The sequence below is a fragment of the Maribacter antarcticus DSM 21422 genome, from assembly GCF_000621125.1.
Classification (GTDB): Bacteria; Bacteroidota; Bacteroidia; order Flavobacteriales; family Flavobacteriaceae; genus Maribacter; species Maribacter antarcticus.
The window spans coordinates 1-25,196 of record NZ_JHZC01000025.1 but is presented as its reverse complement, the minus strand read 5'-3'; the positions used below and the strand labels follow the sequence as shown (position 1 = coordinate 25,196).

The 25,196-nt window shown below is 33.0% G+C and carries 26 protein-coding genes; 2 read left to right on the top strand and 24 right to left on the bottom strand.

Going from position 1 to position 25,196, the window contains the following annotated elements:
• From Q360_RS24875 to Q360_RS24870, 5 genes are all read right to left on the bottom strand, one after another.
• The coding region (locus tag Q360_RS24875; RefSeq protein ID WP_027078003.1) for a hypothetical protein at positions 1–278 on the bottom strand (278 nt) is incomplete at its 3' end.
• A 123-nt stretch (positions 279–401) separates the two neighbouring features.
• Positions 402–536, bottom strand: coding sequence for a hypothetical protein (locus Q360_RS27015; RefSeq protein ID WP_262493234.1), 135 nt, complete (start codon positions 534–536; stop codon positions 402–404).
• A gap of 167 nt (positions 537–703) precedes the next feature.
• Entirely contained in the window at positions 704–1,444 is a 741-nt protein-coding gene (locus tag Q360_RS0116145) for a hypothetical protein (RefSeq protein WP_027078002.1), read from the bottom strand.
• Between the two features lie 888 nt (positions 1,445–2,332).
• Entirely contained in the window at positions 2,333–3,874 is a 1,542-nt protein-coding gene (locus Q360_RS0116135) for a serine hydrolase domain-containing protein (RefSeq protein WP_027078001.1), read from the bottom strand.
• Positions 3,875–4,083: 209 nt separating this feature from the next.
• Entirely contained in the window at positions 4,084–5,580 is a 1,497-nt protein-coding gene (locus tag Q360_RS24870; protein WP_027078000.1) for a serine hydrolase domain-containing protein, read from the bottom strand.
• Between the two features lie 391 nt (positions 5,581–5,971).
• Between Q360_RS24870 and Q360_RS0116125 the strand changes: the two genes are divergently transcribed.
• Positions 5,972–6,436, top strand: a complete 465-nt coding sequence (locus Q360_RS0116125; RefSeq protein WP_027077999.1) for a hypothetical protein — start codon at positions 5,972–5,974, stop codon at positions 6,434–6,436.
• Entirely contained in the window at positions 6,436–6,729 is a 294-nt protein-coding gene (locus Q360_RS0116120) for a transcriptional regulator (RefSeq protein WP_027077998.1), read from the top strand. Before Q360_RS0116125 ends, Q360_RS0116120 begins: the two co-directional genes overlap by 1 nt.
• 263 nt (positions 6,730–6,992) lie before the next feature.
• Here the strand turns inward: Q360_RS0116120 and Q360_RS0116115 are convergent, their stop codons facing one another.
• From Q360_RS0116115 to Q360_RS24855, 19 genes are all read right to left on the bottom strand, one after another.
• Positions 6,993–8,111 (bottom strand): serine hydrolase domain-containing protein, encoded by a 1,119-nt coding sequence (locus Q360_RS0116115; RefSeq protein WP_027077997.1) that lies wholly within the window; start codon positions 8,109–8,111, stop codon positions 6,993–6,995.
• Between the two features lie 740 nt (positions 8,112–8,851).
• A complete protein-coding gene (locus Q360_RS0116105) occupies positions 8,852–9,430 on the bottom strand; it encodes an outer membrane beta-barrel protein (protein ID WP_027077995.1) in 579 nt (192 codons plus the stop codon).
• 71 nt (positions 9,431–9,501) lie between these two features.
• A complete protein-coding gene (locus Q360_RS0116100) occupies positions 9,502–10,074 on the bottom strand; it encodes a Crp/Fnr family transcriptional regulator (protein ID WP_027077994.1) in 573 nt (190 codons plus the stop codon).
• 174 nt (positions 10,075–10,248) lie between these two features.
• Positions 10,249–10,743: a hypothetical protein gene (locus tag Q360_RS0116095; protein WP_027077993.1), complete on the bottom strand. Its 495-nt coding sequence runs from the start codon at positions 10,741–10,743 to the stop codon at positions 10,249–10,251.
• Positions 10,744–11,012: 269 nt separating this feature from the next.
• Positions 11,013–12,113, bottom strand: coding sequence for a serine hydrolase domain-containing protein (locus tag Q360_RS0116085; protein WP_027077992.1), 1,101 nt, complete (start codon positions 12,111–12,113; stop codon positions 11,013–11,015).
• Between the two features lie 36 nt (positions 12,114–12,149).
• Positions 12,150–12,407, bottom strand: a complete 258-nt coding sequence (locus Q360_RS0116080) for a hypothetical protein (RefSeq protein ID WP_027077991.1) — start codon at positions 12,405–12,407, stop codon at positions 12,150–12,152.
• A 454-nt stretch (positions 12,408–12,861) separates the two neighbouring features.
• Positions 12,862–13,530 (bottom strand): SCO family protein, encoded by a 669-nt coding sequence (locus Q360_RS24865; RefSeq protein ID WP_027077990.1) that lies wholly within the window; start codon positions 13,528–13,530, stop codon positions 12,862–12,864.
• Between the two features lie 185 nt (positions 13,531–13,715).
• Positions 13,716–14,213: a thioredoxin family protein gene (locus tag Q360_RS0116070; RefSeq protein WP_051554773.1), complete on the bottom strand. Its 498-nt coding sequence runs from the start codon at positions 14,211–14,213 to the stop codon at positions 13,716–13,718.
• Positions 14,214–14,382: 169 nt separating this feature from the next.
• Positions 14,383–14,991 (bottom strand): hypothetical protein, encoded by a 609-nt coding sequence (locus Q360_RS0116065; protein ID WP_027077988.1) that lies wholly within the window; start codon positions 14,989–14,991, stop codon positions 14,383–14,385.
• Complete coding sequence (locus Q360_RS0116060) at positions 14,984–15,481, bottom strand: RNA polymerase sigma factor (protein ID WP_027077987.1); 498 nt, start codon at positions 15,479–15,481, stop codon at positions 14,984–14,986. The genes Q360_RS0116065 and Q360_RS0116060 overlap by 8 nt, the downstream gene beginning before the upstream one ends.
• A gap of 776 nt (positions 15,482–16,257) precedes the next feature.
• A complete protein-coding gene (locus Q360_RS0116055; protein WP_027077986.1) occupies positions 16,258–17,298 on the bottom strand; it encodes a serine hydrolase domain-containing protein in 1,041 nt (346 codons plus the stop codon).
• 172 nt (positions 17,299–17,470) lie between these two features.
• Positions 17,471–18,655 (bottom strand): alpha/beta hydrolase-fold protein, encoded by a 1,185-nt coding sequence (locus Q360_RS0116050; protein WP_027077985.1) that lies wholly within the window; start codon positions 18,653–18,655, stop codon positions 17,471–17,473.
• A 77-nt stretch (positions 18,656–18,732) separates the two neighbouring features.
• On the bottom strand, positions 18,733–19,530 hold the full coding sequence (locus tag Q360_RS0116045) for a ligand-binding sensor domain-containing protein (protein ID WP_169734667.1): 798 nt from the start codon (positions 19,528–19,530) through the stop codon (positions 18,733–18,735).
• Positions 19,496–19,798 carry a two-component regulator propeller domain-containing protein gene (locus Q360_RS0116040; protein ID WP_169734666.1) on the bottom strand — a complete coding sequence of 101 codons (303 nt, stop codon included), beginning with the start codon at positions 19,796–19,798 and terminating at the stop codon, positions 19,496–19,498. The genes Q360_RS0116045 and Q360_RS0116040 overlap by 35 nt, the downstream gene beginning before the upstream one ends.
• A 245-nt stretch (positions 19,799–20,043) precedes the next feature.
• Positions 20,044–20,496 carry a hypothetical protein gene (locus Q360_RS0116035; protein WP_027077982.1) on the bottom strand — a complete coding sequence of 151 codons (453 nt, stop codon included), beginning with the start codon at positions 20,494–20,496 and terminating at the stop codon, positions 20,044–20,046.
• Between the two features lie 221 nt (positions 20,497–20,717).
• Entirely contained in the window at positions 20,718–21,428 is a 711-nt protein-coding gene (locus Q360_RS24860; protein WP_051554772.1) for a DUF6090 family protein, read from the bottom strand.
• Between the two features lie 225 nt (positions 21,429–21,653).
• Positions 21,654–22,811, bottom strand: a complete 1,158-nt coding sequence (locus Q360_RS0116025; RefSeq protein ID WP_027077981.1) for a glycosyl hydrolase family 28-related protein — start codon at positions 22,809–22,811, stop codon at positions 21,654–21,656.
• Positions 22,812–22,968: 157 nt separating this feature from the next.
• Positions 22,969–24,135: an alpha/beta hydrolase family protein gene (locus Q360_RS0116020; RefSeq protein ID WP_027077980.1), complete on the bottom strand. Its 1,167-nt coding sequence runs from the start codon at positions 24,133–24,135 to the stop codon at positions 22,969–22,971.
• Positions 24,136–24,249: 114 nt separating this feature from the next.
• On the bottom strand, positions 24,250–24,996 hold the full coding sequence (locus Q360_RS24855; RefSeq protein WP_027077979.1) for a DUF6090 family protein: 747 nt from the start codon (positions 24,994–24,996) through the stop codon (positions 24,250–24,252).
• Positions 24,997–25,196: the final 200 nt, after the last annotated feature.

Below are 25,196 nucleotides of genomic sequence, written 5' to 3'. Positions count from 1 at the left end.
TCAGTTGTTTCAATTGTAATATCTAACAACATTTTATTCACATCTGGGAATATTGCATCGTAGTCTTTATAAAAAGCATCTATTTTAAAAGAAAGCGAGTCTACCTTATTGCTTTGGTCTGTGTTAAGTGATTTCAATAAGTGATAACCCGTTTCTAAATTTTGAAAAGAATCTGCATCAGCAACATCAATTCTACACTTTTCACAATTGGCATAATTGGATTCATTGATGGTATCATAATACGATATTGGTATGTTGCGGTCAATAATATCAGTCAACCTGTTGTTCTTTTGTAAATAAAGTTCAATCTTTTGAGAGACATTTAATGTATCAACTTGTAAATCCTTTTGTATTTGTGCATATACTTGTTTTAAGAATTTATTTTCTTTTCTGTTTTCGTTCTAATTATTTATCGAGAGTGCTATTAAAATTCCGAGAACAACAAGGACAATCTCACCAATAGCATATTTCAAATATTTCCCTGTTTTATTTTTCTCCATAAGGTCGTAGCGTATTTTCCTAAATAATTTTATCATTGTTTATTGGTTAGTCATAATGAAGCACAACGGCTGGTGTTTGGTTGGTTGCGATTGTCTTGGAAATAATTTAGTAAAATGAAACCGAACGATAGGGAAATCCGTAGGATTTTTCGAGTACAGACAGACCCAAGCAATTAATTATACACCGTGTTGTGCTTTCGTTATTATTTATTTTCTAAATCTGTATTAATTAGTTCAATTAACTCGCCATTCATTATTATCAATTCATTGTTGTTTTTCAACAAATCATCATTAATTATTAGGCTCCATCCTGCACTTTGTTTTAATTTTCTATATGCTGGTGAGTCATTATCTGCAAAAAATACTTTTGCATAAGGGAAAGGATTTTCTTCTGCTTTCCAAAACCAAAAATCAGTAAAATCAGGACCGTAAAACAATGCTCTAAATTCTTTTCTTTGTTCTTTGCTTTCGTATGTGCTTTCATCTAGAAATTGGTAATATTCTATAATTTTATCGACTAAAATATCATTTGATAAATTATAGATTCGTCCAGAATTGAGCATTTCATTATAAGTAGTTTTTCGTGGATTTAAATCTTTGTGAATAGCTCCAGGAAAATACATTGCCTCTTTTATTTCATCGTCAGATAGTGATTCCTTGTATATGATATCTTTAGTTCTTTGTAAAAAATCATCTAATTTTGTATAAAATTCAACATTACTTAAATAGCGTTCATTATCGCTTTCTAAATCTTTGATAAGCTTGTACAATGTTGTTTTTTCTTCTGAATCTATTCTTTGTTCATTTTTCCATTCATTGATTGCTAAAGCCATTAATATTCCAACAACTACGAGAACAATTTCTCCGATTGCATAAATCAGATACTTACTGAATTTGTTTTCAATCAGCATTTTTTGTCTAATTTTTCTAAAGAATTTAATCATTGGTTAGCGGTTTGTAGCAATGAAGTACAACGCCAAAGCTATACGCAGTGCGGGAGTAGAGCAGTACCCATTTTCCTTATTTTACACGTAGCTAAAGCAGTTTTTTTGTGTTTATTTTTGTTTTAAATCCCAAATCAAACTGTTTTGGCGGACCTTCTAAAAATACGCAAACCTTTTGATATTGCCCAAGCCCCGCATTACGTATAGGTCTTGTTAGCGGTTTTAGGTAACCCGAACCAAACGCTAAAAGACAAACCATTCCTGTATTTCCTGTAGATTTTGCCGCTTATAACATGCTGCGATACACCTAAGCAGACATAAAAAAAATTAAGAGGTATAGAAGGTTTATAAATACGGGCAAGCCACAAGTCCGTCTGGATAGTGATTGCGCAACACTTGCGTTTTGGCGGCAAAAGGGAAGACACCGAAAGTTGCTCTATTTTTAAAGCCTAGGCCACACTTAAAAGAGAAACTAATGAAACTGGTAGCGTAGATTTTTTGTTGCTCTGATAAGCGTTCTACTTGCGAAATGAGGAGGGCTTTTATAGGGTAAGCAGCAAAAAAAGGAAAGACCCCGAAGCTTATCTTACTTCTTACCACATATTACCGCTAACGATTAAGTATAAGGTTAGTTGCGACGTTTAAAAAACTAAATTAGTAAACAAATACGAACCAGAGAAAATTCCGAAGGAATTTCCAAGTAGGCGAGAACCAAGCAATTAATTTTATACGGTGTTGTGCTTTCGTTATTTTTTTTCGCAAACTTGCTAGTGTTGGCAAATACATACTCTTTTGTAATGTTTTGTTTAGCGTTGACTGGTACAAGTTGCAAATATGTATGGCTCATGTGTTGACTTTATTCAATTTCTATTTTTTGATTCCTCACGGTTAATCTATATGTTTGGTGTAGGTCTGTCCCCAAAATGTAGCATGTTTCACTTTTCCATCGTTGACAACAAACTGGATTATTGAACCATTATTTGGTGTCATTTCAACTCTTATAGAGTTAATATGCTTATAAGGTGTAGCTAAAGGAGATTTCAGATTTCCAATTTCAGCAACTAATCGATTATCACCAAGATGCGCTATTTTAAGCGAACCCAATAATTCATTGGTATAGGTACCTGCATAATTTGAAAAGGCTAGGTCAAATTGCCATTGCATTTCCATTCTTTCTGCAAACCGTTTTTTTCTCCTTTCTTGTAGTTCTTTAATTTCTTCTTTATACTCCTTTATTTTTTTTTGATAATACGTATTTATATCCTCACGACCAGAGAAGTAGTCATACGCATAAGATGAAAGTAAAAAACCTAACCTCTTCCCTGAAGTTGAATTGTTTGCTAATACCACAATACCTAAGCCTGCTGAGGGCATAAAAGAAACTTCAGAGTGTGTGCCAACAAACCCACCACCATGGCTGATTAAGGTGTCACCAAGTTCTGTAGTACCCGATTCCCATCCGTAACCATAACCAAGTTCTTTACGATCCCTATGTTTTCTATCCTGATTGGCATGCGGAAAAACACTGTTCTTAATCATTTTTGAATCAAAAATTTGCTTACCCTCTATTTTTCCGCTATTTAATTCCATGATTAACCAGCGAGCTATATCCCTTGAGCTTGTAATCATACCCCCAGCGGCATGCATGGTATTGTCTTTTTTGGCTAGCAGGAAACTCTTTAGTTTGTTTTCGACGTTTACTTGACTAAGTGGCTTGGCAACCTCCCATCCGTTTTTTTTTGCGTCAGACATTATAGCACTTGTATGGGTCATCTGTAAAGGTTCGAAAATTTCTTCATCAAGTACAGCCTGCCAGTTGGTGTCGAGTTCTCTATCTATGATCATACTCAAAATATTATAACCTAAGTTAGTATATCCATATACACCATAGGGAGCATCGACATTAATAGTTGTGAGTTGTGATAACATCTCTAGCAACATATTAGGATTATGAATACCAGTATAAGCTGTAGCCTGTATAATTGGGTCATTTTCTATACCCGAGGTGTGCTGTACCAAATTACGAATTGTAATGCTATCTGCTTTTAGTGATGGATCAAAGTTAATCTCCGGAAAGTATTCGCTTAAAGATCTTTCTAAATCCAGTTCACCTTTAGATTCCAAAATTAATGCTGCCAAAGCTGTAAACGATTTAGTTGTAGAAGCAATATAAAAAAGCGTGTTTTTATCCACCATTTTGTCTGTTTCAAGGTCTGCAAGCCCATGATATTTTTCAAATATGATTTGATTATCCTTAACAATTGCAAGAGATAATCCATGCTGTGTTCCAAATTCATTTGTTGCCAATTCTATGAACTGATTATATGCTTTGGTGAATTCTGAATAATCGGTCTTCTTAGTTCTGGTACAGGAAGACACTAAAAATAGTGATAGTAGAAGTGTGATAATTAAAGTGATATTTTTTTTCATTTTATGTAATATTATTGTCCATTCTTAATGAAGCACAACGCTTTTGTATAAGGGCAGTAGCGGATTTTGAAACCGCTACCTTTGACTAGTTTACTGATTTTAGTTTATATGTTATATTCTGGTTTAAGCACTTAAACCGCTATTGCTTTTATACATTGTTGTAGCTAGTTTTAGTATCTATTGGTAAAAAAGAGAAGAAGTGCAATGACCTAATTATTTGAAGTTAATAAATCGTTAATGTGATCTGCAACAACACTACCAGCCATAGACCCATAATTACTTAATATAATTACATAATGACCAGTTTCTGGATAATATTCAAAACGGCTTCCAACTCCAGGATACACACCTCCATGCCCAATAGTCACTAGTTTTCCTTTTCGAGACACTGAAAACCCATAACCATAATGGAAACTTACATCTTCATTCACATAAATTTCAACCTGTTTTTTGTGTAGCAATTCTTGAGTTTCTTTGTTTATAATAGTATGATTATTGATCGCTTTAAAATAAGTATACAAATCTCTAGTAGTTGAATAAATACCTCCGGCTGGACCCAAAAAAGAACCAACTCCTCCGTTTTCGTGTCTTGTACCACCAATAAAATTAGCTTCAGTATCTTTATATGTATAGCCAATGGCTTTGTTTTGATGATTAGATACTTTATGAATATCTGCAAAAGAGTTTTTCATGTTAAGTGGGTCGAAAATATTTTGTTCAATGTATTTTGCATAAGACATTCCACTTACTCTTTCAATAATCGCCCCTAATAAGGCAAAGTTCTCATTAGAATAGTCATATTCATTTAAAACTTTAAAGTTTTTTCTTCTGCCTTCATTCATAGAATCAATATGTTTCATTTGAGATTTTACTAAATCATTCATGCTTTTAGCTTTTCGCGCATCTAAATTGAATGGTTTATAATCATCAATCTCAATTCCAGAGGTATGTGTTAGCAAATGGTGAATGGTTACTTGATTGGCAATGTCCTTAGGGTATTCAGGAATGAACTTACTTATTGGGTCTGTAAATTTCAGTTTTCCTTGTTCTTCTAGTTTGGCAATGGCAACAGCACCAAACGTTTTTGTAGTTGAAGCAATATTGAAAGATGTATTCGAATCATTATTCTTGTTTAACTTTTTATTGCTCTTCCCGTAAGTTTGCTCAAATAAAATAGTGCTTCCTTTAGCCACTAATACAGATCCTGAAAAACGATCTAATTTATGTAATTTTTTTAAATAGCTTTTTAAATATGGGTTCATCTCATCAGAAGAAATAGGCGTATACGGAGGAAGGTCACCTGAAGGCCGCTCGCCTCTCATTACAGATTTCCCCATAATTTTGGTATTATCATTATTCATTCTCAACATTATCATTACCCAACCTTTAGTGTTCTTTCCTTGAAACCAAATAGCTAATCTATTTTTCTTCTCCCACTCTTTGGCTACTTGAAAAGGTTTTATTTGTCCAAAATCAGCAAAAACACTTGGCCAATAAGCTGCACTCTTTATAAAGTCTTTCTCATAATGCTTTTTAGTAAATGCTTGTAGTTTTTTTAAATCGTTTGTGTTGTAAGCTGTTACAAACTCTTTAAAAATTGGAGTTATTTCATTTTCTGGCCATTCAAAATTTGTAGTGTTTTGAGCAGTTAAGGTTAAAGTTATGATATTAAATAATAGACTAAGTGTCAAGTTTCTTATTCTCATTGTTAGATAAGTTTTAGTATAAATCAAAACAGAAAGACGAGGAAAAAAAATGAATGTGACAATTAGCTACAATGTTTAGTATAAGAAACGTAGGGAAGTTAAAAAGCACTTTTGTTTCAGTTTATCACTTAGCGAAGTATAAATATTTTGCTTTTATCTTTTCTTTTGTAAACGCCAAATTTTATATTTAGCAGACTTTATTAACATACACAAATCTTAGGGTTTAGCACAAACGCCCTATGTTTTTTATACCTTGTTGGCATTTTGTTGTTTCAAATAGTTACTTGTTTATACTACTATTTCATGGTTTAAAACAGAATCTCAACTTTTGAATATAAAAAATAATTTCGAATTCACTTTCCAATACGGAAAGTAATAATACATTTATACTATGACAAAAAATAAACAAATCAAATCCAAAGAGGCACAAGAAGCACTTGACTCAATAAAAGAAATGGAACACGTTGGCCTAAAACGAGTCTTACCTACTCCTAAATTGCTAGGTGCTATTTTGGCCTTACTAATTGGAACCCAAATTGCATTGTTAGGGGCTGAAATTAGAACTTACAACACGATTTTAATCGTGTTAATTATATCAATTGCAATAATTAATAAAAACCAATCAGCAGGAGAAGCGGAAAGAATCTTGCTTTCAAAGCAAACGATAATTATTGGTCTCATTTGCATTATTCCACTTTACTTTTTAGCAATAATTAGTGGTCAGTACCTAATTAATCATTATGAACATTATTGGGCTCCATTTGTTATAGGAGCATTTGTTACAATTAGTATTTGGATTTTGGTAGTGAGTGCGCAGCGTTCGTACATTAACAGATTTAATGAGGAAAAAAACTAATGGAGAATTCAAAATTTGATGCTATAATACATGCACCGAACCGTCTCCAAATTTGCGCATTACTTTCGCCTCTTGAACAAGTGGAATTTCGAGTGATTCGAGATGAGTTGGGTGTTAGCGATTCCGTACTATCCAAGCACATTAAACAATTGGAAGATGTCGGCTACATAAAGCAAAAAAAAAGTAAGGTGAATGGGAGAGAGCGAAGGTGGTTTCATTTGACCACTAAAGGTAGAAAAGCATTTGAATTGCATGTTAATGAATTGAAGCGTATAGTAAGTGACTTGCTATAGAGTAGAAAATCTATTACACTTTAAAGTAGATATTTTGGCTTATCTATTTTTTTCAAACGGGTTTATTTGGTATTAACTTTTAAAGTTAATCGTTTGAATTTACTGAACTATATCTGTAATGAATGCCAACGTTTATGTATAAGGTTAGTTGCGTGGTTAAGTAACTACTTTAGCAAAAATGGAACAAACCTGAAGAAATTCCGAAGGAATTTCCAAGTAGGCTAAAACCAAGCAACTAATTTTATACAGTGTTGTAGCACGTTTTATTCCATTAAGCTTAATTTCCTAAGCAGTGAATTTGACCTCAAATCTAAATTCGTATTACCAAAATTATAATTTCTCATAAGGATAATACCATATTGGCTATCTTTTTCATACTCGAAATGAGCCGAATATCCAGGATTAGAACCTCCGTGCCCAACAGTATTTATTCCTTGGTCTGAATATAAATCAAAACCAAAACTGTAATTAGACCTTAATCTTATTGTTGGTGTCTGTGTTGTTTGTAATATTTCAATACTATTTGGATTTAAAAGAGTTGAATATCCCATACAAGCGTTCATAAACTTAATCATATCGCTAGGTGTAGAGTAAATTCCACCATTGGGAATTCTGTATCCAACTTCATGCTGTTCACTTTTAGGTCTTTCGTAATCAAGTTCAGCAGTTGGTCCGCCTGCCATTCCTTTTGCCAATTTTTCCTTTTGGTTATCAGGAATCTTGTAATACGTATTATTCATTTCTAAAGGTCTTAGTATTTTCTCTTGTACTAATTCGATGTAAGGCTTATTAGCTATTTTTGAAAGAGTTAAACCTAAGATGGCAAATCCAATGTTTGAATATCCAAATCTTTCGCCAGGCTTTGAACGAAATGAGGTTTCTGGAATAGCTCTTATAAGATTACTTTCCCATTCAGTAATACTTCCAGAACGTACATTTTCATCTCTACTTCTAGATTCTCTATCTAATCCAGAGGTATGTGTAGCTAGTTGTTTTAAAGTAATAGGTGGATATTTATGATAATCAGCTAATAACTTAATTTCTGGTAAATATTTTTCAACAAGGTCATTTATATCTAGCAATCCGTCTTGTTGAAGTTGCATCATTAAAAATCCAGCAAATGATTTTGAAATAGAGCCAATGCGAAAAATGGTATTCAAATCTGCATTTCCGAATGATTTCAATGCTAAAGTTGAGTCTTTATGAATAATGGCTAGGGAAACACTTCCCTCAATATTATCGTCTTTAACGTCACTTTCTATTAACGTGATAAAGTTTTTTATTATTTCGTCTTTAATTTGATCAGTGTTCTCATTTTCTTTTACTGATTCTTTACAGCTAAATAGTACTAGAACTATTGTAAGTGCTAAAATTATTTTCATTTTCTAATTGGAATTAAGATTAGTTTTTAGATTTTTAATGAAAAGATACCAATTGAGATAATAATTTTCATTAACTCTACAAATGTAGAATAAAAAAAATAGTTCTACAAGTGTAGAGTTAGTTTTTCTCAAATGTGCTACAACGTCTCGTATAAGAAACGTAGGGCAATAAATAAGCACTATTATTTCGGTTTATTACTTAGCTAAATATAAATATTTTGCTTGTATCTTTTTTCTAATAAACGCCAAATTTTATATTTAGCGAACTTTGTTAATATTCACAGACCTTTCGGTTTAGCACAAATGCCTTATGTTTTTTATACATTGTTAGCATTTCGTTTATTTTTCTTCTTGACAATTATCCAACATAAAGTTGCCGAAATAAATGTCAATAATGTGCCTAGAATTTGTTCAATTAAATTTTCGGCAAAAAGATTTCCAAGGGTGTTTAGTGCAAAGAGGAGTACAAACACCCATATAATGATATTGATTATTCTGTTAGTCTCACTTTTTTTTATATTTTGAAATTTAATATATAATACAATTATCAAAAAAAAGTTTATCAGTATTGAAACTGCTTCAAATACATACATTTCTTCTTTTGATTTTAACTTTCCTGCCCAAACTATTTTATAAGATATTATCTCAAAAAGGACACATAGATGAAAAATTAGAACCACCGAGAGTAATCCTATCATCAATTTTAGAGCTATTCTTTTACTTATCATACCAGATTAAAATTAATAAAAGTTGATTCCAATTAGTAAAGAAGGAGAAACGCCATTTGTTTTACCCTCTGTAATATTTACGTTTCTGTAAGTTATTCTAGCTTTCAAGTCAATAGTGAACTTCTTTCCTTGATAGATGTCATACCCTATTGCTCCTACAATACCTAATCCGCTATGATATTCGGTTTCCTCTTTATTGGTATCAGGATTTTTAATGTCAAAAAAAACAGGAGCGTCTACGCCCAAACCAATTCCACCTAATACCCAAAATCGTTCTTTAAACCAATACTGCACGGAAGGAGCTAATACTCCAAAGTCTCTTTTTCTCGTTCTACCTATTCCTGAATATTCGTAACCAGATACATTTGTAGTCAGTAAAATGGCAATATTGGGGTTAATCATATAACCTAGTTTTACACCTAATCCAAAGTCAATATCGTTTTGTGATTTATTTGGAAATGATTGAATAGAGTTAGATATACCTATTGACATCCCAAATACGAAACCTTTTCTTGTAACCATTTGTTCGTTTTGAGCATAGCTAAGTACGCTTAAACTTGATAACAAGACTGTAATTATTGTTTTTTTCATAATTCTACTTTTTTAGTTAGTACAAAATTATGATATGGTAATATCAAAAAAGTTACCTTATGGTAACATAATTATTTTAGCATATTTTTACGAATTCGGCTGAGGCTTTGTGTTGTTATGCCCAAATAAGAAGCTATATGTTTTTGATGTATTCTTTGTATAATTTCTGGACGATTTTTTATTAGGTTTAAGTAGCGCTCTTCTGCTGTTTGTGTCATTATTTCTATTTGGTGTGTTTGCTTTTCAATAATAGAATTTTCCTCTCCAGAAAGAAAAAGCATACTACCTATTGGCGTCTTTTTTAGTAAATCAATATTTGATTTACTTATTTGAAGTATTGTTGAATTTTCTAATGAGACTATTTCTACTGGTGATGGCTTTCCTGTTAATAGAGAAATATCATCTGCAAAAAAAACATTCTCAAGAATTAAATCTGTACAAATGAAATTGTTCTCTTTCCAAACAAATAAACCACAAGAACCTTGAAGTAAAAAGTATCCATGTTTAGCTGTTTTACCAACCTCTTTTATTTTTTCGTTTTTCTTAAAATGAACTTCTTCACATAAATCAACAAAGGCTTTCCAAACCTCAATAGGTGCTTCAAAATGGTTGTCAAAAGCGTTCTTTAAAATTTGCTCGTTCATTTGTTTATGTGCTGTTTTAATAAATGCTAACGTGTTTGTATAAGATTAGTTGCGTGTTTTAAAGCACTAATTTAATAAATAAAACACCCCCTAGAAAGTCCGTTTGGACTTTCGTAAGTACCCTAAAACCAGCAATTAATTTTATACGGTGTTGTGCAACGTATTTTCTTTATTCTATTTTTTTCTTTTTTTCGCAATCTGTTTTCTAAGAAATTTAACCCAAATATTCCATTCAGTTGATTTTCGGTTATCAGAGAAGTTGTTTTCAAGTTTGTCAAATCCATCTTCAATTAGAGCGTTGTGTAATGACCTTATTGCAAAAGTCCAAATTAACGTTCCTTTTCCTTGAGTAATCATATCAATCGTATGCTTGATTTCCGTTTTTTCGTTAGTCAATTCATTTATTTCAAATTTATGAATTCCATTAAATCCATTAGGTTTTAAAAATCTAAATTGAATTATTTCGCTCGGAATATATTTTTCTACTGAGTATCTTATTGGTCCGTGTCCACCTTTCGCTCCAACTTGAATTCCGTCATTAAATTTCATTTCTGGCCATTCCTTTTTTGGCCAAATTCTGTCGTTTTCAGTTGATAACGTTTTTAGTAATTCCGTTACTTTACTTTTCGGTTGATTGATTGTTCGTTTATGGATATTAAGTACTTTCAATTTGTTCTAATTTTTTAATGTATGTAAGGATTTCCTTATATGTTGCACAACGTTTCGGCTATGGTTAGTACGGGAATTAAAACTAATGAATTTCCGATTATGCAATTAGCCAAAGCTTTTTATTTTGTTTTAATTTTTCATTTTCTAAAGCCAAATCAAAAGATTTGGTGGACGTTGTAAAAACACATTAAACTTTGGATTAAACACAAAACCCCGTATTAATTATAGCCATTGTTGTGCAATGTTTTTTTGTTTTTAAAAATAAATCATTAATTTTTTAATTTCTTATCAGCTATCAATTCCATAAAAAAATCAGATAATTTTGAGGCTCCATTATTTCCACCATCGTCTAAATTCGATAAAATTATAACGGTATAATTGTCATTTGTAAAATCCATTAATTCACAATGTATCCCATACCAGCCACCACTATGGCCTAGAATTTTCTGATTGTATCTTTTGTCAACACCAATTCCATAACCCATATGTGTATTATAACCTTTCACTTTTGGTTCAAACATCAATTCAGTTGTTTTTTTATTTAAAAGTTTATAGTTTCTTAAGGCTTTTGAAAAGTTAAATAAGTCGGATACAGTTGAATAATAAAAACCTCCGGGAGATGCTTTTGTTAAATAGTAGTCATTTTTTTTGAGAGTTTTATTTTCCCCAAACATTGAAGTGTATCCATTTGCTTTGTTACTCACAATAGAATCAATTTCTAATTCAGTTGTGTTGAACATTTCGGTAGGTTTTGTAATGGCGTCTTTTATATAGTCATAATAATTTTTACCGCTTACCTTTTCTATTATTAGTCCAAGAATAACAAACCCTGTTGCACTATAATCGTATTTAGTTCCTGGTTTTGATAAAACTGAATCGTTAACGAAAAGTGGAACAAAATCTGAAATTTTCTTGTAATCTGAATTTTTTATCTTATCGAAGTCTGCCACATAAAAATTATTAAGTCCTGATGTGTGTGTTAGTAATTGATGAATAGTTACAGAATCTCTTACGAGTTTATTTGGGTAATTAGGTAAGTATTCACCAATAGGTATATTTAATTTTAACTTTCCTTGCTCGTAAAGTTGTAAAGTTGCAACAGCAGTAAAAAGTTTGGTAATAGAAGCAATATTAAATTTAGTATCGATATTATTTTTTACACAAAATTCAATACTTGCTTGTCCGTAAGCTCGCTTTTCTATTATTTTGTCATTATGTGCAACCAAGACTGTTCCCGAAAAATCATCTTGGTTTAGACTATCAAGAAATAAAGTAATTTGGGATTCTTTTTTAATATTAGATTGTCCAAAAGTGAAAATCCCTGTGAATAAAATAATAATTATTAGATAGATGTTTTTCTTGATTAACATAGGTTTGTTTTTTTCAAATATTGCACAACGGCTAAGTTACAGGTAGTGCGGGAGCATAGCAGTACTCGTCTTCCTTACTTTACACTTAGCTAAAGCAGTTTTTTTGTGTTTATTTTTTGTTTTAAAAGCCAAATCAAACTGTTTTGGCGTGCCTTCTAAAAATACGCAAACCTTTTGATATTGATCAAGTCCCACATTACGTATAGGTCTTGTTAGCGGTTTTATGTAACCCGAACCAAACGCTAAAAGACAAGCTATTCCTGTATTGCCTGTAGATTTTGCCGCTTTTAACATGTAGCGATACACCTAAGCAGACATAAAAAATTTAAGAGGTATAGAAGGTTTACAAATACCGGTAAGCCACAAGTCCGTCCGCGTATCGATTGCGCAACAGTTGCGTTTTGGTGGCAGAAGGGAAAATTCCGAAAGCTGCTCTATTTTTAAAGCCTAGGCCACACTTAAAAGAGAAACCAATGAAACGGGTACCGTAGATTTTTTGTTGCTCTGATAAACGTTCTGTTTGCGAAATGAGCAGTTCTTTTATAGGGTAAGCAGTAAAAAAGGGAAAGCCTCGAAGATTATCTTACTTCTTACCACATATTACCGCTAACGTTCTGAGCTAAAATGACGTGCGCCATTTACCCAAGGTTAAGTTTTGTACTAAAGATAGTTATTTTCTAATGTTTTAGTTGTGCGAAGCATGAACGGAGCATGCATTTTAGGTTGTGTTATACACACAATAAATAAATTATTTACCGTCACTTACAACACTCTCAACTATTTTGATGATCTCTTCTATATCGCTCAATCCATTAGCCTTCTTCCAAAGGTTAGTTGACAAATTTCCAACCAGTAATACAGAATCATGAGATTCCCTCTCTTCAACATCTTTTCCTACTTTCCGCAGCACGTTACGTACGTTTTCTACTTCTCCCGATAAAAAATGCCATCCATTAGCTGCATTATAGGACTGAGCATATTCTGTTAATACCTCCGGTACGTCATTTGTAGGATCTACGGTAATGGAGATTAAATGAAGTTCTTTTCCCATTATCTCTGTAAAATGGACCTGAATTTGCTCCATATTTCGATTTACAGCTGCGCAGACTCCATTACTTTCAGTAAAAAACACATTAATAACCACTGTTTTATCTTTGAGCAAGTCCTGATAAAATAGGACTTCTTTCCCATGTTGATTCACCAATCTGGTATTAGTAAAATACTCGAGAGCCTGATTGACTTCAGTCACAGTAGTATCAGTCACATTATCTTCCGTATTATCCTGAGCAAAAACAACGCTCGGAAATAGACACAAGAACACCCCAGTCGTAGCGACTCTGCAAGTGGATAATAATATTTTCAGGACATAATTGATTGGTTGTTTCATGGCTTCATTGTGTATAACGTGCTTGTGCATGGAACGTAGCGTGTAAAAAGACGCTAACTTTTCGGATAAACACAGAGCCGAATTTTTATATTTTTGTTTTACTTTTTCTGTTTTAAAAACCAAATTTAAAAATTTGACGGTCTTTATAAATATAAACAAACCTCACGGAGAGCCTTTACTAGCTATGTTTTATACACCGTGTTGTGTGTAGTTTTTTATTCGTCTTCATCACAAAATTTAGCCAACTCAAAAATTGTCATTGCTCCTGCATGCCTTTTTATTTCTACTCCATTTTTCATTAGAATAAATTGAGGTAAACCTTTTATTTTAAATTTATTTGTTAACTTCCTGTTTACATCAGCGTTCACCTTAGTAATTCGTATACCTTTTGATTCAGTCGCAAATTTTTCTATTGTAGAATTCATCATTAAGCATGGCCCACACCATTCAGCCCAAAAGTCTATTAAAACTAATTTTTCTTTTTTCAAAACTGAATCTATATTTCTATCATTAAGTTGTATGATTTTTGAATCAGAATTTCTTCGAATTGTTTTTTTATATATAAATCTTAATGGAAATGTAAATGCTGAAATAATTGTTGATAAAAAGAAGAGAATGAGAGCGATAATAAAATTTATAATCGTTTTTAAATTTTTCTCCTGTTCAAAGTTTTTTTCAGAATCATTTTGGTATTTAATAATCTTATCAATCATAATTTTATAATTACTCACAACGTCTCGTATAAGAAACGCAGGGCTTGTGATAAACGATACGTTTCTAATTAGTCTTAATCCAAATTTTTTATTTGGTGCCTTTGTAAATAAACACAGACCTTTCGATTAGCCAAAAAGCCCTATGTTTTTTATACATTGTTACCACCAGTTATTTCTTTAATAAGTCAAGTTCATCAATCATTTCATCAATTTTTTTTATTAATCGACCATATATTAGGTAATTTGATAATCTATAACTGACAATACCGATAAATGAAAAAGACGCCAATATACTAATGGATGCTGTTAATAGTTTTTTAAATGAATAAGATTCTAATATGTATTCATACTGGTTTGATTCTAAAATAAATATGCAGCATCCGACATAAGCAAAAAGAGGTAGACCAATCCCTAAAAGCCGAGTATAAAACTTTACATTGTTTTTTATCCATTTTTGAAGTTTTTTTAAATAATCAAAGCAGGATTCACTCGTATTTATTGTTTCCAAAAACTCTAGTTGTTTTCTGTTTAAAAAAAACATTGATAACATTAATGTAGCTATATATATGCCTAATATAAGTTTAGAGTTTATAATGAAAAAGATTAGGGTTATAATTGCAATAGGAATGATGCTCCAATTATCCTTTTTTGAAGTTGATTTTAATTTGTCGACTGTTAAAATTGATTTCTTATTATATAAGTCTACTATAACAGGGGGAATCAAATATTTGTTATTTTGAAATCCATTACTCCATATTTCTTCTATTGATTTATCCATTCAATTGTTTTTTAATTTTGTTCTTAATTCGTGTTATTTTTACTCCGATTGAATTACTATTTGTTCCTATTATTTGGGCAATTTCTTTGTATGTTTTCTTCTCTAGGTATAGTAGAATAATTCCTCGGTCAATTTCTCCTAATTCTTTTATCGCACCATATAATTTTGCTATATCAGTAGAATAATCCTTTGTGTTTTCATTTAAATCAGATTGATTTGAAAATTGATTAAATGATTCTTCAGAAGTATTGGTACTGTTATGTTTTTTTTGTTTTCTTAATAAAGAAAGGCATACATTCAATGATATTCTATATACCCAAGTAGACCACTCGGATTTATTTTTGAAATTGTCTCTACTTTTCCATATTTGTAAGCATACTTCCTGATAATAATCCTCATAATCTTCTTGAGAATTAGAATAAGCTCTACAAATTTTAATGATTATTGCACTATATGGTAAGATATAAAATTTATAAAAGTCTGTACTCACGGCTATGTTTTCTTGGTTAGTGTCAGTACTGTATTTTTATTACACTTATTTTTTGTTTTAATTGGTGTTAACGCCAAAGCTATAGGTAGTGCGGGAGCAGAGCAGTACTCGTTTTCCTTACTTTACACTTAGCTAAAGCAGGTTTTTTGTGTATATTTTTTTGTTTTAAATCCCAAATCAAACTGTTTTGGCTGACCTCTTAAAAATACGCAAACCTTTTGATATTGACCAAGCCCCGCATTACGTATAGGTCTTGTTAGCGGTTTTATGTAACCCGAACCAAACGCTAAAAGACAAATCATTACTGTATTACCCTTAGATTTTGCCGCTTTTTACATGCAGCGATACACCTAAGCAGACATAAAAAAAATTAAGAGGTATAGCACTTTTACAAATACCGGCAAGCCACAAGTCCGTCTGGATAGTGATTGCGCAACAGTTGCGTTTTGGCGGCAAAAGGGAAGACACCGAAAGTTGCTCTATTTTTAAAGCCTAGGCCATACTTAAAAGAGAAACTAATGAAACGGGTAACGTATATTTTTTGTTGCTCTGATAAACGTTCTGCTTGCGAACTGAGTGGGTCTTTTATAGGGTAAGCAGCAAAAAAGGGAAAGCCCGAAGATTTGCTTACTTCTTACCACAGATTACCGCTAACGATTAAGTATAAGGTTAGTTGCGACGTTTAATAAACTAAACTAGTAAACAAATACGAACCAGAGAAAATTCCGAAGGAATTTTCAAGTAGGCGATAACCAAGCAATTAATTACACACCATGTTATGAGCTTTTTTTACTTCTCACTATTTTTACAATACGACTATATATGATTTCCGCTAAATTCCAATCATAACCATCAAAGTTAGTTGTATTATTAAATTGAATTACAACTGTATCAATCTCTTTGTGGTATTCTGCAATACTCTGATAGCCAACAAGCAGACCTGTGTGTTTGTACACGTAAATGGAGGAATAGATTTCCTGTTCACCCTCATTAAACACCGAACCATCGTTTAATGCTCGCAAGAATATACCCACATCCTCTGCTGTAGCAATCATTAAGCCAGTAAATTCAGTTTTTAGATCGTCTTCAACTCCAACATAATATCCGCTCATCACATCGTCTATATTTACATCATCAAGCGAAGCGAACGTATTTTTGAGCTGGAGCGGCATCAAAATTTCCTCCTTAATATATTGGTGACGACTATAACCCAGCACTTTATCTAGGAGATCCTCAATCAACATATAATTCGTATTTGAATAGCCATAGTCTTCACCCGGTTCAAAGTCAGCTGGTAAATCCAATGCGTAGTCAAGTGTTTCTTGTTTGCTTTTTGGTGGGTTTGTCCAATAATTAGGATGGTCTACAAAATTAGGAATACCGCTCCGGTGCTGAACCATCATTCTCAACGTGATTTTTTCTGTATTTTCAATTCTTCCCACCAGTTCTGGGAAGTAATCAGCGAGTGTTTTATCCAGAGACAAACGTTCTTCCTTAACTAATTTTGCAGTGGCAACAGCAATATATAGCTTGGTAATACTGGCAATCTTGAATAATGCTTTTGGGTCTGCTGGTATTTTATTTTTTCGGTCATGCCAGCCTGAGGCATAAAATTCTGGCGGCTTACTGGCTTGATCCACGTAAACAATCATACCATCAAATCCATGACCAATTCCTTCATCTAACTGTTCTTGAACTGTATTTGGTAATGGTAATAGCCAAGCCCAGACTAATATCCAGGGTACGTAAAATAAGGAGATAGCGGTACTAGTAAGTAAAACTATTTGGAATATTCGTTTTGCTTTTTTCTTTGCCATACTATTTCAGGAAAGTTCATTTTTTAAATTGCTCATAACGTGATGTGTATGGTTAGTTGCGTTAGATAGCAACTAAATTAGTAAAAGAAAACGAACCAGAGGAGAATCAGATAGATTTTCCGAGTACACACAGACCCAAGCAATTAATTATATACGGTGTTAGCACACGTATTTAGTTTTTTAGTTCCTCTGACTTTTTTCTAATTTCAGTATTCATAGGATTCAATTCTAATGCTATATTATAAAATTTTATAGCTTTCATTTTGTTTCCTTTAACCTTGTATGCTTCAGCTAAACTGCTCCATGTGTTGCTTGATAAAGGATAGTTTTTGGTATTATAATTAAAATAGAAAATCGCCTTTTCAATATCAGGTCGAGTATAAAGAAATAAATAACCGTAATAATTAATTATTCCTTCAGGCAGGTAAACGTTGTATCCAAGTCTTTGTGATAATTTAGAAAACTTAGTTTTTATCAATTTTGGATTAGTATACATTTCATCATAGTTTATCATATGCCCTCTAAAGATATATTTCATACCGTCAATAAATGAAATAAGAGGCATAGAGTGATGATTCTCTTCTTTATACTTATACTTTTTGTAATCAAAAGTGATGTTACTTGGTGTGTTTTGTTCAAATTCTTGAATAAAATTCCATCCTGCGTTATATGCTTCAGGGTATACGTTATTAGATACTCTATCTACAGTTGTAAAGAAGATGTCTCGTTTTGATTCTTTATATTCTTTAGAAAATTTCTTAAATCGTTGTATCATAATTTCATTGTCCCACCAAGCGCTGAAATCAATTACTAGATAAGAGTTGAATGTTTCAGGAATTGAAAATAATGCTTGTAAAACTGGCAATCCTGTAAATGAATAGCCTACAAAAGTACGATATGAATTAGTCCTGTAATTCTTTTCAACAAATGGGATTAATTCCTTTTGAATAAATTCCAGAAAGTCATCTGCTCCTCCACTGACTTCTAACCCTTTTTCCTTTTCTTTTGTGTAACCAATTAAGGAATTTGTAGGGGAAGAATCTTTAACTCGATTTTGACTAGTAATTCCGATTACAATCATTTCAGGAATCTGCGGACTAGCATCACTGCTTAATTGAGTAATTACTCCTGAAAATGAATTAAAAAACTTTCTTCCATCTAAAAGGTATAGTACAGGATAATTTATGTAGTTATTATCATAATATGAATTAGGTAGATAGACTGAAATTTCTCTATCTGAATTAAGTATTTCAGACTTAATTGTAAATCTTTTTCCAATGATAATATCCTTCTCATTTTGTCCATACGACAAATTTGAAAAGATTGATAATATGATTAAGATTGATAGTTTTCTCATTTTAGTTTATATGTCTGCTAAGGGTTGAATAAACCCTCGTTTTAATGGGGTTTATTTTTTGTTGGCAATAGTTATTTTTATTTTGCCCAAGGTTCTTTGTCTGAAACGGCCATAAATGTTTTTCCATTATAAAGACTCACTCCTTCCCAAGTGCCAAACCAAACTTGTCCTTTATTATCTTCAAAAATACTTTGGATTGTGTTTGTCGCTAATCCGTCTTCTTTAGTGAATTGGGTGAATTTTGTTCCATCATATTTGTACACTCCAAAGTTTTCAGCCGAGAACCAAATATTTCCATGATTGTCTTCACAAAAATTATAGGTTTCAATACCTTCTATGATTCCGTCTTTTGTGAAGTTGGTAAATGAACTTCCATCATATTTGCTGACACCTCCATAAAAAGTCCCAATCCATATATTACCTTGACTATCTTCAAAAATATCGGCTACATTATTATCTGTGAGTCCATTTTCTTTAGTAAAGAATTCAAACGACACGCCATTATATTTGCTAATGCCATAACCATCTGTCAAAAACCAAATATCTCCTTTCTTATCAATTAATATATCTCCAATTCTTTTTTCAGATAACATGGGTTTAGCATTTTTAACCTCTTCTTTTGGGACTTCGAATGTTTCAAATTTATTCCCATCAAACTTATTTAAACCACCGACTGTCCCAACCCAAATAGTTCCGTTAGTATCAATGTCTATTGCCCAAATTTCGTCATTTATTAAGCCTTCACTAAGTGCATAGGTTGTGAATGAGTGCCCATTATACTTAGTTAGACCAGAAGAAGTCCCAAACCAAATATTCCCGTCTTTATCTTCTATGATTCCTCTAATCGCTGTCCCGATACCTTCTTTTTTTTGCAAAACTCTCAAGCGTTTTACCGTCATATCGAATCAACCCATCTCCGTTAGTGCCAAACCAAAAGACTCCTTTACTGTCCTGGTATATCTTTCGGACAAACTGACTAACCATTCCGTTTAAGCTTGAATGTGTTTGTGTGAAATATGTGCTTTGATTATAAACATGAAGTTGACCGTTTTGAGTTGGATTCTCATTAGTTGGTTGGTTTGATTGCTCTTTGTTTTCTTTTTTGAATTTTTCAGTTTCTTGCCCTTTACAAGATGAAGTCATAAGAGGCAATAGTAATATGCACAGTAGTCTTAATGATGAAATCACCTTTTTTTGAATATTGAGCATACTTTCTTTTAGTTTCGGTTATTGTTGCCAACGGTCTCGTATAACCGTCAGTAACGGATTTATATTCGTTAATTTTCGGTGTAGCACAGACGTTCGTAATTCTGAGTGGATTCGGACGTAGTCGAATCCGCCGTAATTGCAGTTATATATTGTTGGCAATTGTTTATTAGATTCAATCACTAAAAAGCATATCCTAAACCAATTCCGACCCCAAGAATTCCAAGTTTAGCCTTAAATACAAAACCGCCATCGGGTTTTTGATAACGATACCCAACATCTAATAATGGATAAGCAAAAGAATTTGAGTAATCAATGTCTTTCCCAGAGAAAATCCCTGCATTTAATTCAAAATGAGAATTTTTTTTCCCCGTTAACATTGTTACTGCTCCTAATCCTCCAAAGCCAAAGTCACCCAAAATCAAACCGCCATATCCAAATCCTGCTCTACCAAACCAGGATACTCTTTCTCCTTGATAAATACTTCGTTCATAATTTACAAATGCATGAACACCAGGAATAAGGCCAGTATCAAAATAGATGCTATTTTTACTTAATATATTTTTTTCTGATGACTGTGCATTGGCAGAAAACCCAATTGTTACAATCGATATTACTAGTAAAATTTTTTTCATTTTAAATTTAATTTTAGGATTAGTCAATAGGTGTGCTAAGATTTGGTACAATCAAATATAACTTTGCTATTATTGATTATTGCCAACGTGATGTGTATGGTTAGTTGCGTGGTTAAGCAACTAAATTAGTAAACAAATACGAACCAGAGTAAATTCCTAAGGAATTTCCAAGTAGGCTAGAACTAGCAATGAATTATACACGGTGTTAGCCTTTCGTTATTTTATTTTGTAATATCATTACTATTCGAAAGCTCTATGATTTTATTTAATAAAACACTTGCATTATTATATCTTTTTTCCAATTCTATTAAAGAATATAAACTGTTCTCTAGTTCATTTTCAAAACGTATTTCTTTTAATAAGTCTATATTTTCAATGTCGAACTTTGTGCCTTTCTCATTTTTATTATTATAATGGTCAATATTAACTAAGGATCCTTTTTCACCTACAAAATAAACTAGTCGGTTTGTATTAGTAGTTGAACCAGCATGCCATTCTAGGATATCTTCATAAAGTCTATCCCAATCATATAAAAGAAGTTTAAGATTTTCATTTTTCAAAGTTGATAATTTACCAGAATTTTTGATGTCATTTAAGACATAAGAACTTGGATTCCAAATAGGATTTGAGATAGAATGATAAATTAAGCTATCAATTATTATGTTATCCACCTCAACATTTTTTAAACCTGTATATGATAATAAAGTATTACTCGCAGTAATTGCATTTTTTACGCGCGATAAGTCAATATCAAGTTCTTTTAAGTTCTTCTGGAATTCATTATTTAGATTTTCAGTTAATGTTTTTAGCGCATTATTTTCCTTTCGATTATCATTCCATTGATTAATCTGAAGTGCAATTAATATTCCAATTACTACCAAAACAATTTCTCCAATTGCATATTTAAAATACTTTCCAGTTTTATTTTCCATAAGCAAGTTTTGTCGAATTTTTCTAAAGAATTTTATCATGTGGTTATTGGTTGGTCTTAATGAAGGCTAACGGTCGGTGTAAGTTTAGTGGCGGATTCACGTGCACTTATCCGTCCGATAGGAATGTATAAATGGGCGTAAATCCAAAGTTGGAACATCTACCGAACCCGGTATTAAATTTACACTGTGTTAGCATTTGTTATTTATTAAATAGAGGTATTTTATTTATTTACTTTTAGATATGTAGGTGGCTGGAACCGAACCGATCCGTCGGGCCCGGATTGAAGCACCTCCGTTCTTAATAAACTTGTCGACCGCCCCGACATTGCCCTCGACGACCCAGTAGTTGATATCAGCAATGCCCAGGTTCTTGGGGTCGTTGACATTATACTCAGTTGCCTGCCATTTGTTGTTCTCATCGGTTTGCCCGGCGCCTGCAATTTCCATGTCTAGTTGTTCAATTGAAAAACCATGCTTACCGGTTACTGAAACCGCATTAGTACAGCGTTGCGCGCCCACCCGGCCAAAACGGGAGGCGTGATGAGCAAAGGCAAACTCAAGGCCATTGACGTTGGAGGCCAAATTGATATTGTCTGCGTCCGTATGTTCATTGACGAGGATACCAGTGTGATATCCGGTTACAACCACATCGCGCAGGATCGTCAATGCAGCGTTGTTGCAAGCCGGGGTTATTAGGCCACTGGTGCCATGGGTCGGTTTGGAGGCCTGAACATTGTATATGTCTGTGTTGATGAAAACATGTTCTATCTTGCATTGCGCCGCGTTCTCCAGATCAATGCCGCTGATAGCAGGATTATCATAGGTTCGGACATCCAGATTCCTGAGAACCACGTTGATCCCTGAGAATGTCTGGTACAACTTCTCAGGTGAGTTGCTGGCGTAGATGACCGCGAGTCCCGATTCTGCAAGACTCTTGATGATAGTACCTTTATTTTGATACGGAAATGATCCGATCGTCCCAAATATCGGTGTCGGCTCACTCTCGCCCACGATTTCCACCGTCATCCACTTTTTAGTTCCAGGGATAATTATTCGGCCGTGATAAACGCCATCCGGTATATACATTCGCCCGCCTCCTACCTCGATTATAGCCTTCATGCATACCGAAAATGCTTCAGTATTGTCCGTCTTATCGTCGCCCACTGCTCCATAATCCAGCACATTGAAAGTTCGTGAATTTATTGTGAAAGTTTTTTCGTTCACTCTATTGTTCTTCTGATTGGACAGTTCCCCTTGGTTTATTCTGTGGGATTCCTCCTTCTCGTTACAAGCCGAGATCAGAATCAATAATGAGAAAGCGGCTAATTTAATGCTTGAGAATCCTAGGATATTTTTTATTCTATTTCTTATTGTAAGTATCATCAAATTGGTTTTTATAATAAATGCTAACGGTTTGAATATGGGGCGTTGGGCATTTTGAAACACCTACCTATCAAACCGCTATATGTTTTATTGAATGCACCTATTTTCAATATTTAGCACTATTCGTTCAATGACCTATATTTATTGCTAGCAAATATTATTCTTTTAAACTTATATCAAGAAATTGCATAACCGCCTCATCTCCTTGTAATAAATTATTTGGCTTAGGGTTGATTTCATTAAATACTTTTAGCTCTTCTGCTGGAAAAATAAAGACAAAATCTTCTTTATAACCATCGCTATAAGGCACGTTGCGGCTATTTAACTTTAGATGATGAGAGAAAAAATTATACATAGCAGAACGCTTAGAAAATCCATAATCGTGTTTTTCCAAAGGTAAATGGACGTTTTCTGCTTTGTGTTCAGCATTATATAATGCGTAAACCTTTTGGAGGTAAGGATATTCAATCCGTGGTGTGTTGCGTGTCCAGTCATTTCCGTTAGATACGAGCATCAAAGGGTTTGGTGCACTAAGTGCTGCAATCTCAACGTTGTTGGTTTGGTGATTTTTGCTTTTATGTATTGGCATTCCGCTCTCGCATACACATCCCCCAAAAAAGTGAGCAGATACTTGTACTACTGGTGCAGACGCTTTAATCCTATCGTCTATGGCAGTTAATATAAATGTTTGAGTCCCCCCACCTGATCCACCTGTCATACCTATTCGTTCTGGGTCTACATTAGGGAGTGAAATTAAATAATCAAGTACCCTTTTGCTGTTCCAGGTTTGGAGTAACAATGCAATGGGGATTTTATGCTTTACCTGATTACTTTCTCCGTAACCCACCATATCATAAGCAAATACTATGGCACCCATTCGTGCCAGAACAGCACAACGTTTTTGTACGTCAATCGTCAATCTTTTGTTTTCTAAATGCCCGTGTGGACTCAGAATGGCTGCATGTTTTTCTTTATTTCCAATTGGTCTATAAAGGTTCCCTGTAATATAAAAACCAGGAAAACTTTCAAGGGCAATATTTTCAACAGTATAACCATCCATTACTTGGTTTTTGGTTATTATTTCATTAAAATCTCCTGAAATATCAGGCATTTTATCAAGTTGCATTCCCGCAATAATTCCTTGTTTAATTCGTTTTGCTCTTTTTTCCCAAGATGCCACATCATTCCATTCTGATTCAAATTTTTTCATCATCAGATTGGCTTCATCTTCAGTCCAATAACTACCCATACATAACATTGTGTCTTGACAGAAAATGGTAGTGCTAATGAAAGTGGTCATTATTATACTTAAAAGTAATTTCATTGTATTGTTTCTTTTAAATTAATATTCGCTAACGCTTAGTATATGAAGCGTATCGTCCCGCAGGGTGCTATGATTTCATATACATTGTTGTGCTTTCGTTATTTTTATGAATCATTAATTCTCAATTATTTTTTTATCAATTTCGGTAATTAATTTCTTGGTTTTTTCTAACAAGACTGTTCTAAAATAATTGGCTGCCTTAAGCGCAAATATTTTTCCTGTTAGCGTAGCATTCAAGTCTATTTTTAGTTTGTTTTTATCAATTTGTTCCCAAAACGAAGCCATAATTTGGCCATTAATTGCATTATAAGGACTGTTTAGAGGATACTCTTGGGAATACTCTACACCTAGATTTGCAGCCATTTTTAAATTAAAATCAATTCCTTTAAGATTGGTTAACTGGTAAGCGTGATGTTCTTGTATTTTTTTTGCAAAATCCTTATCAAGTAAACCCAAGTTACCTGTAGCAATCAATACATTAAAAGTGCTTAAGTTCAATTCGTTAGAAGGGTCAAAGTAGGGCAAGTATTCATAACGGGCTATTTTTTTAATCGTGTCAGCATTAGCAATAGTGGACGATAGTCGTCTTGATAAAGCCAAATCCTTTGATATTTCTATATCATAACCCGCTATTTGTCTTTCGAGTAGATCAATATCAGCTGTTAAATCAGTTTGCAATGCTATTATATAACTATCACGTATTGTTTCTTTTTTAGATTCTTCATTCCAATTATTTACCTGTAAGGCAATCAAAATTCCAATAACCACCAGTATTATTTCACCAATCGCATAAATCAGATATTTACTAAATTTGTTTTCAGTCAATGACTTTTGGCGATTTTTTCTAAAGAATTTTATCATTTGTTAATGGTTTGCGGTAATGAAGCACAACGCCAAAGCTATTAGTAGTGCGGGAGCAGAGCAGTACTCATCTTCCTTACTTTACACGTAGCTAAAGCAGTTTTTTGTGTTTATTTTTTGCTTTAAATGCCAAATCAAACTGTTTTGGCGGACCTCCTAAAAATACGCAAACCTTTTGATATTGACCAAGCCCCGCATTA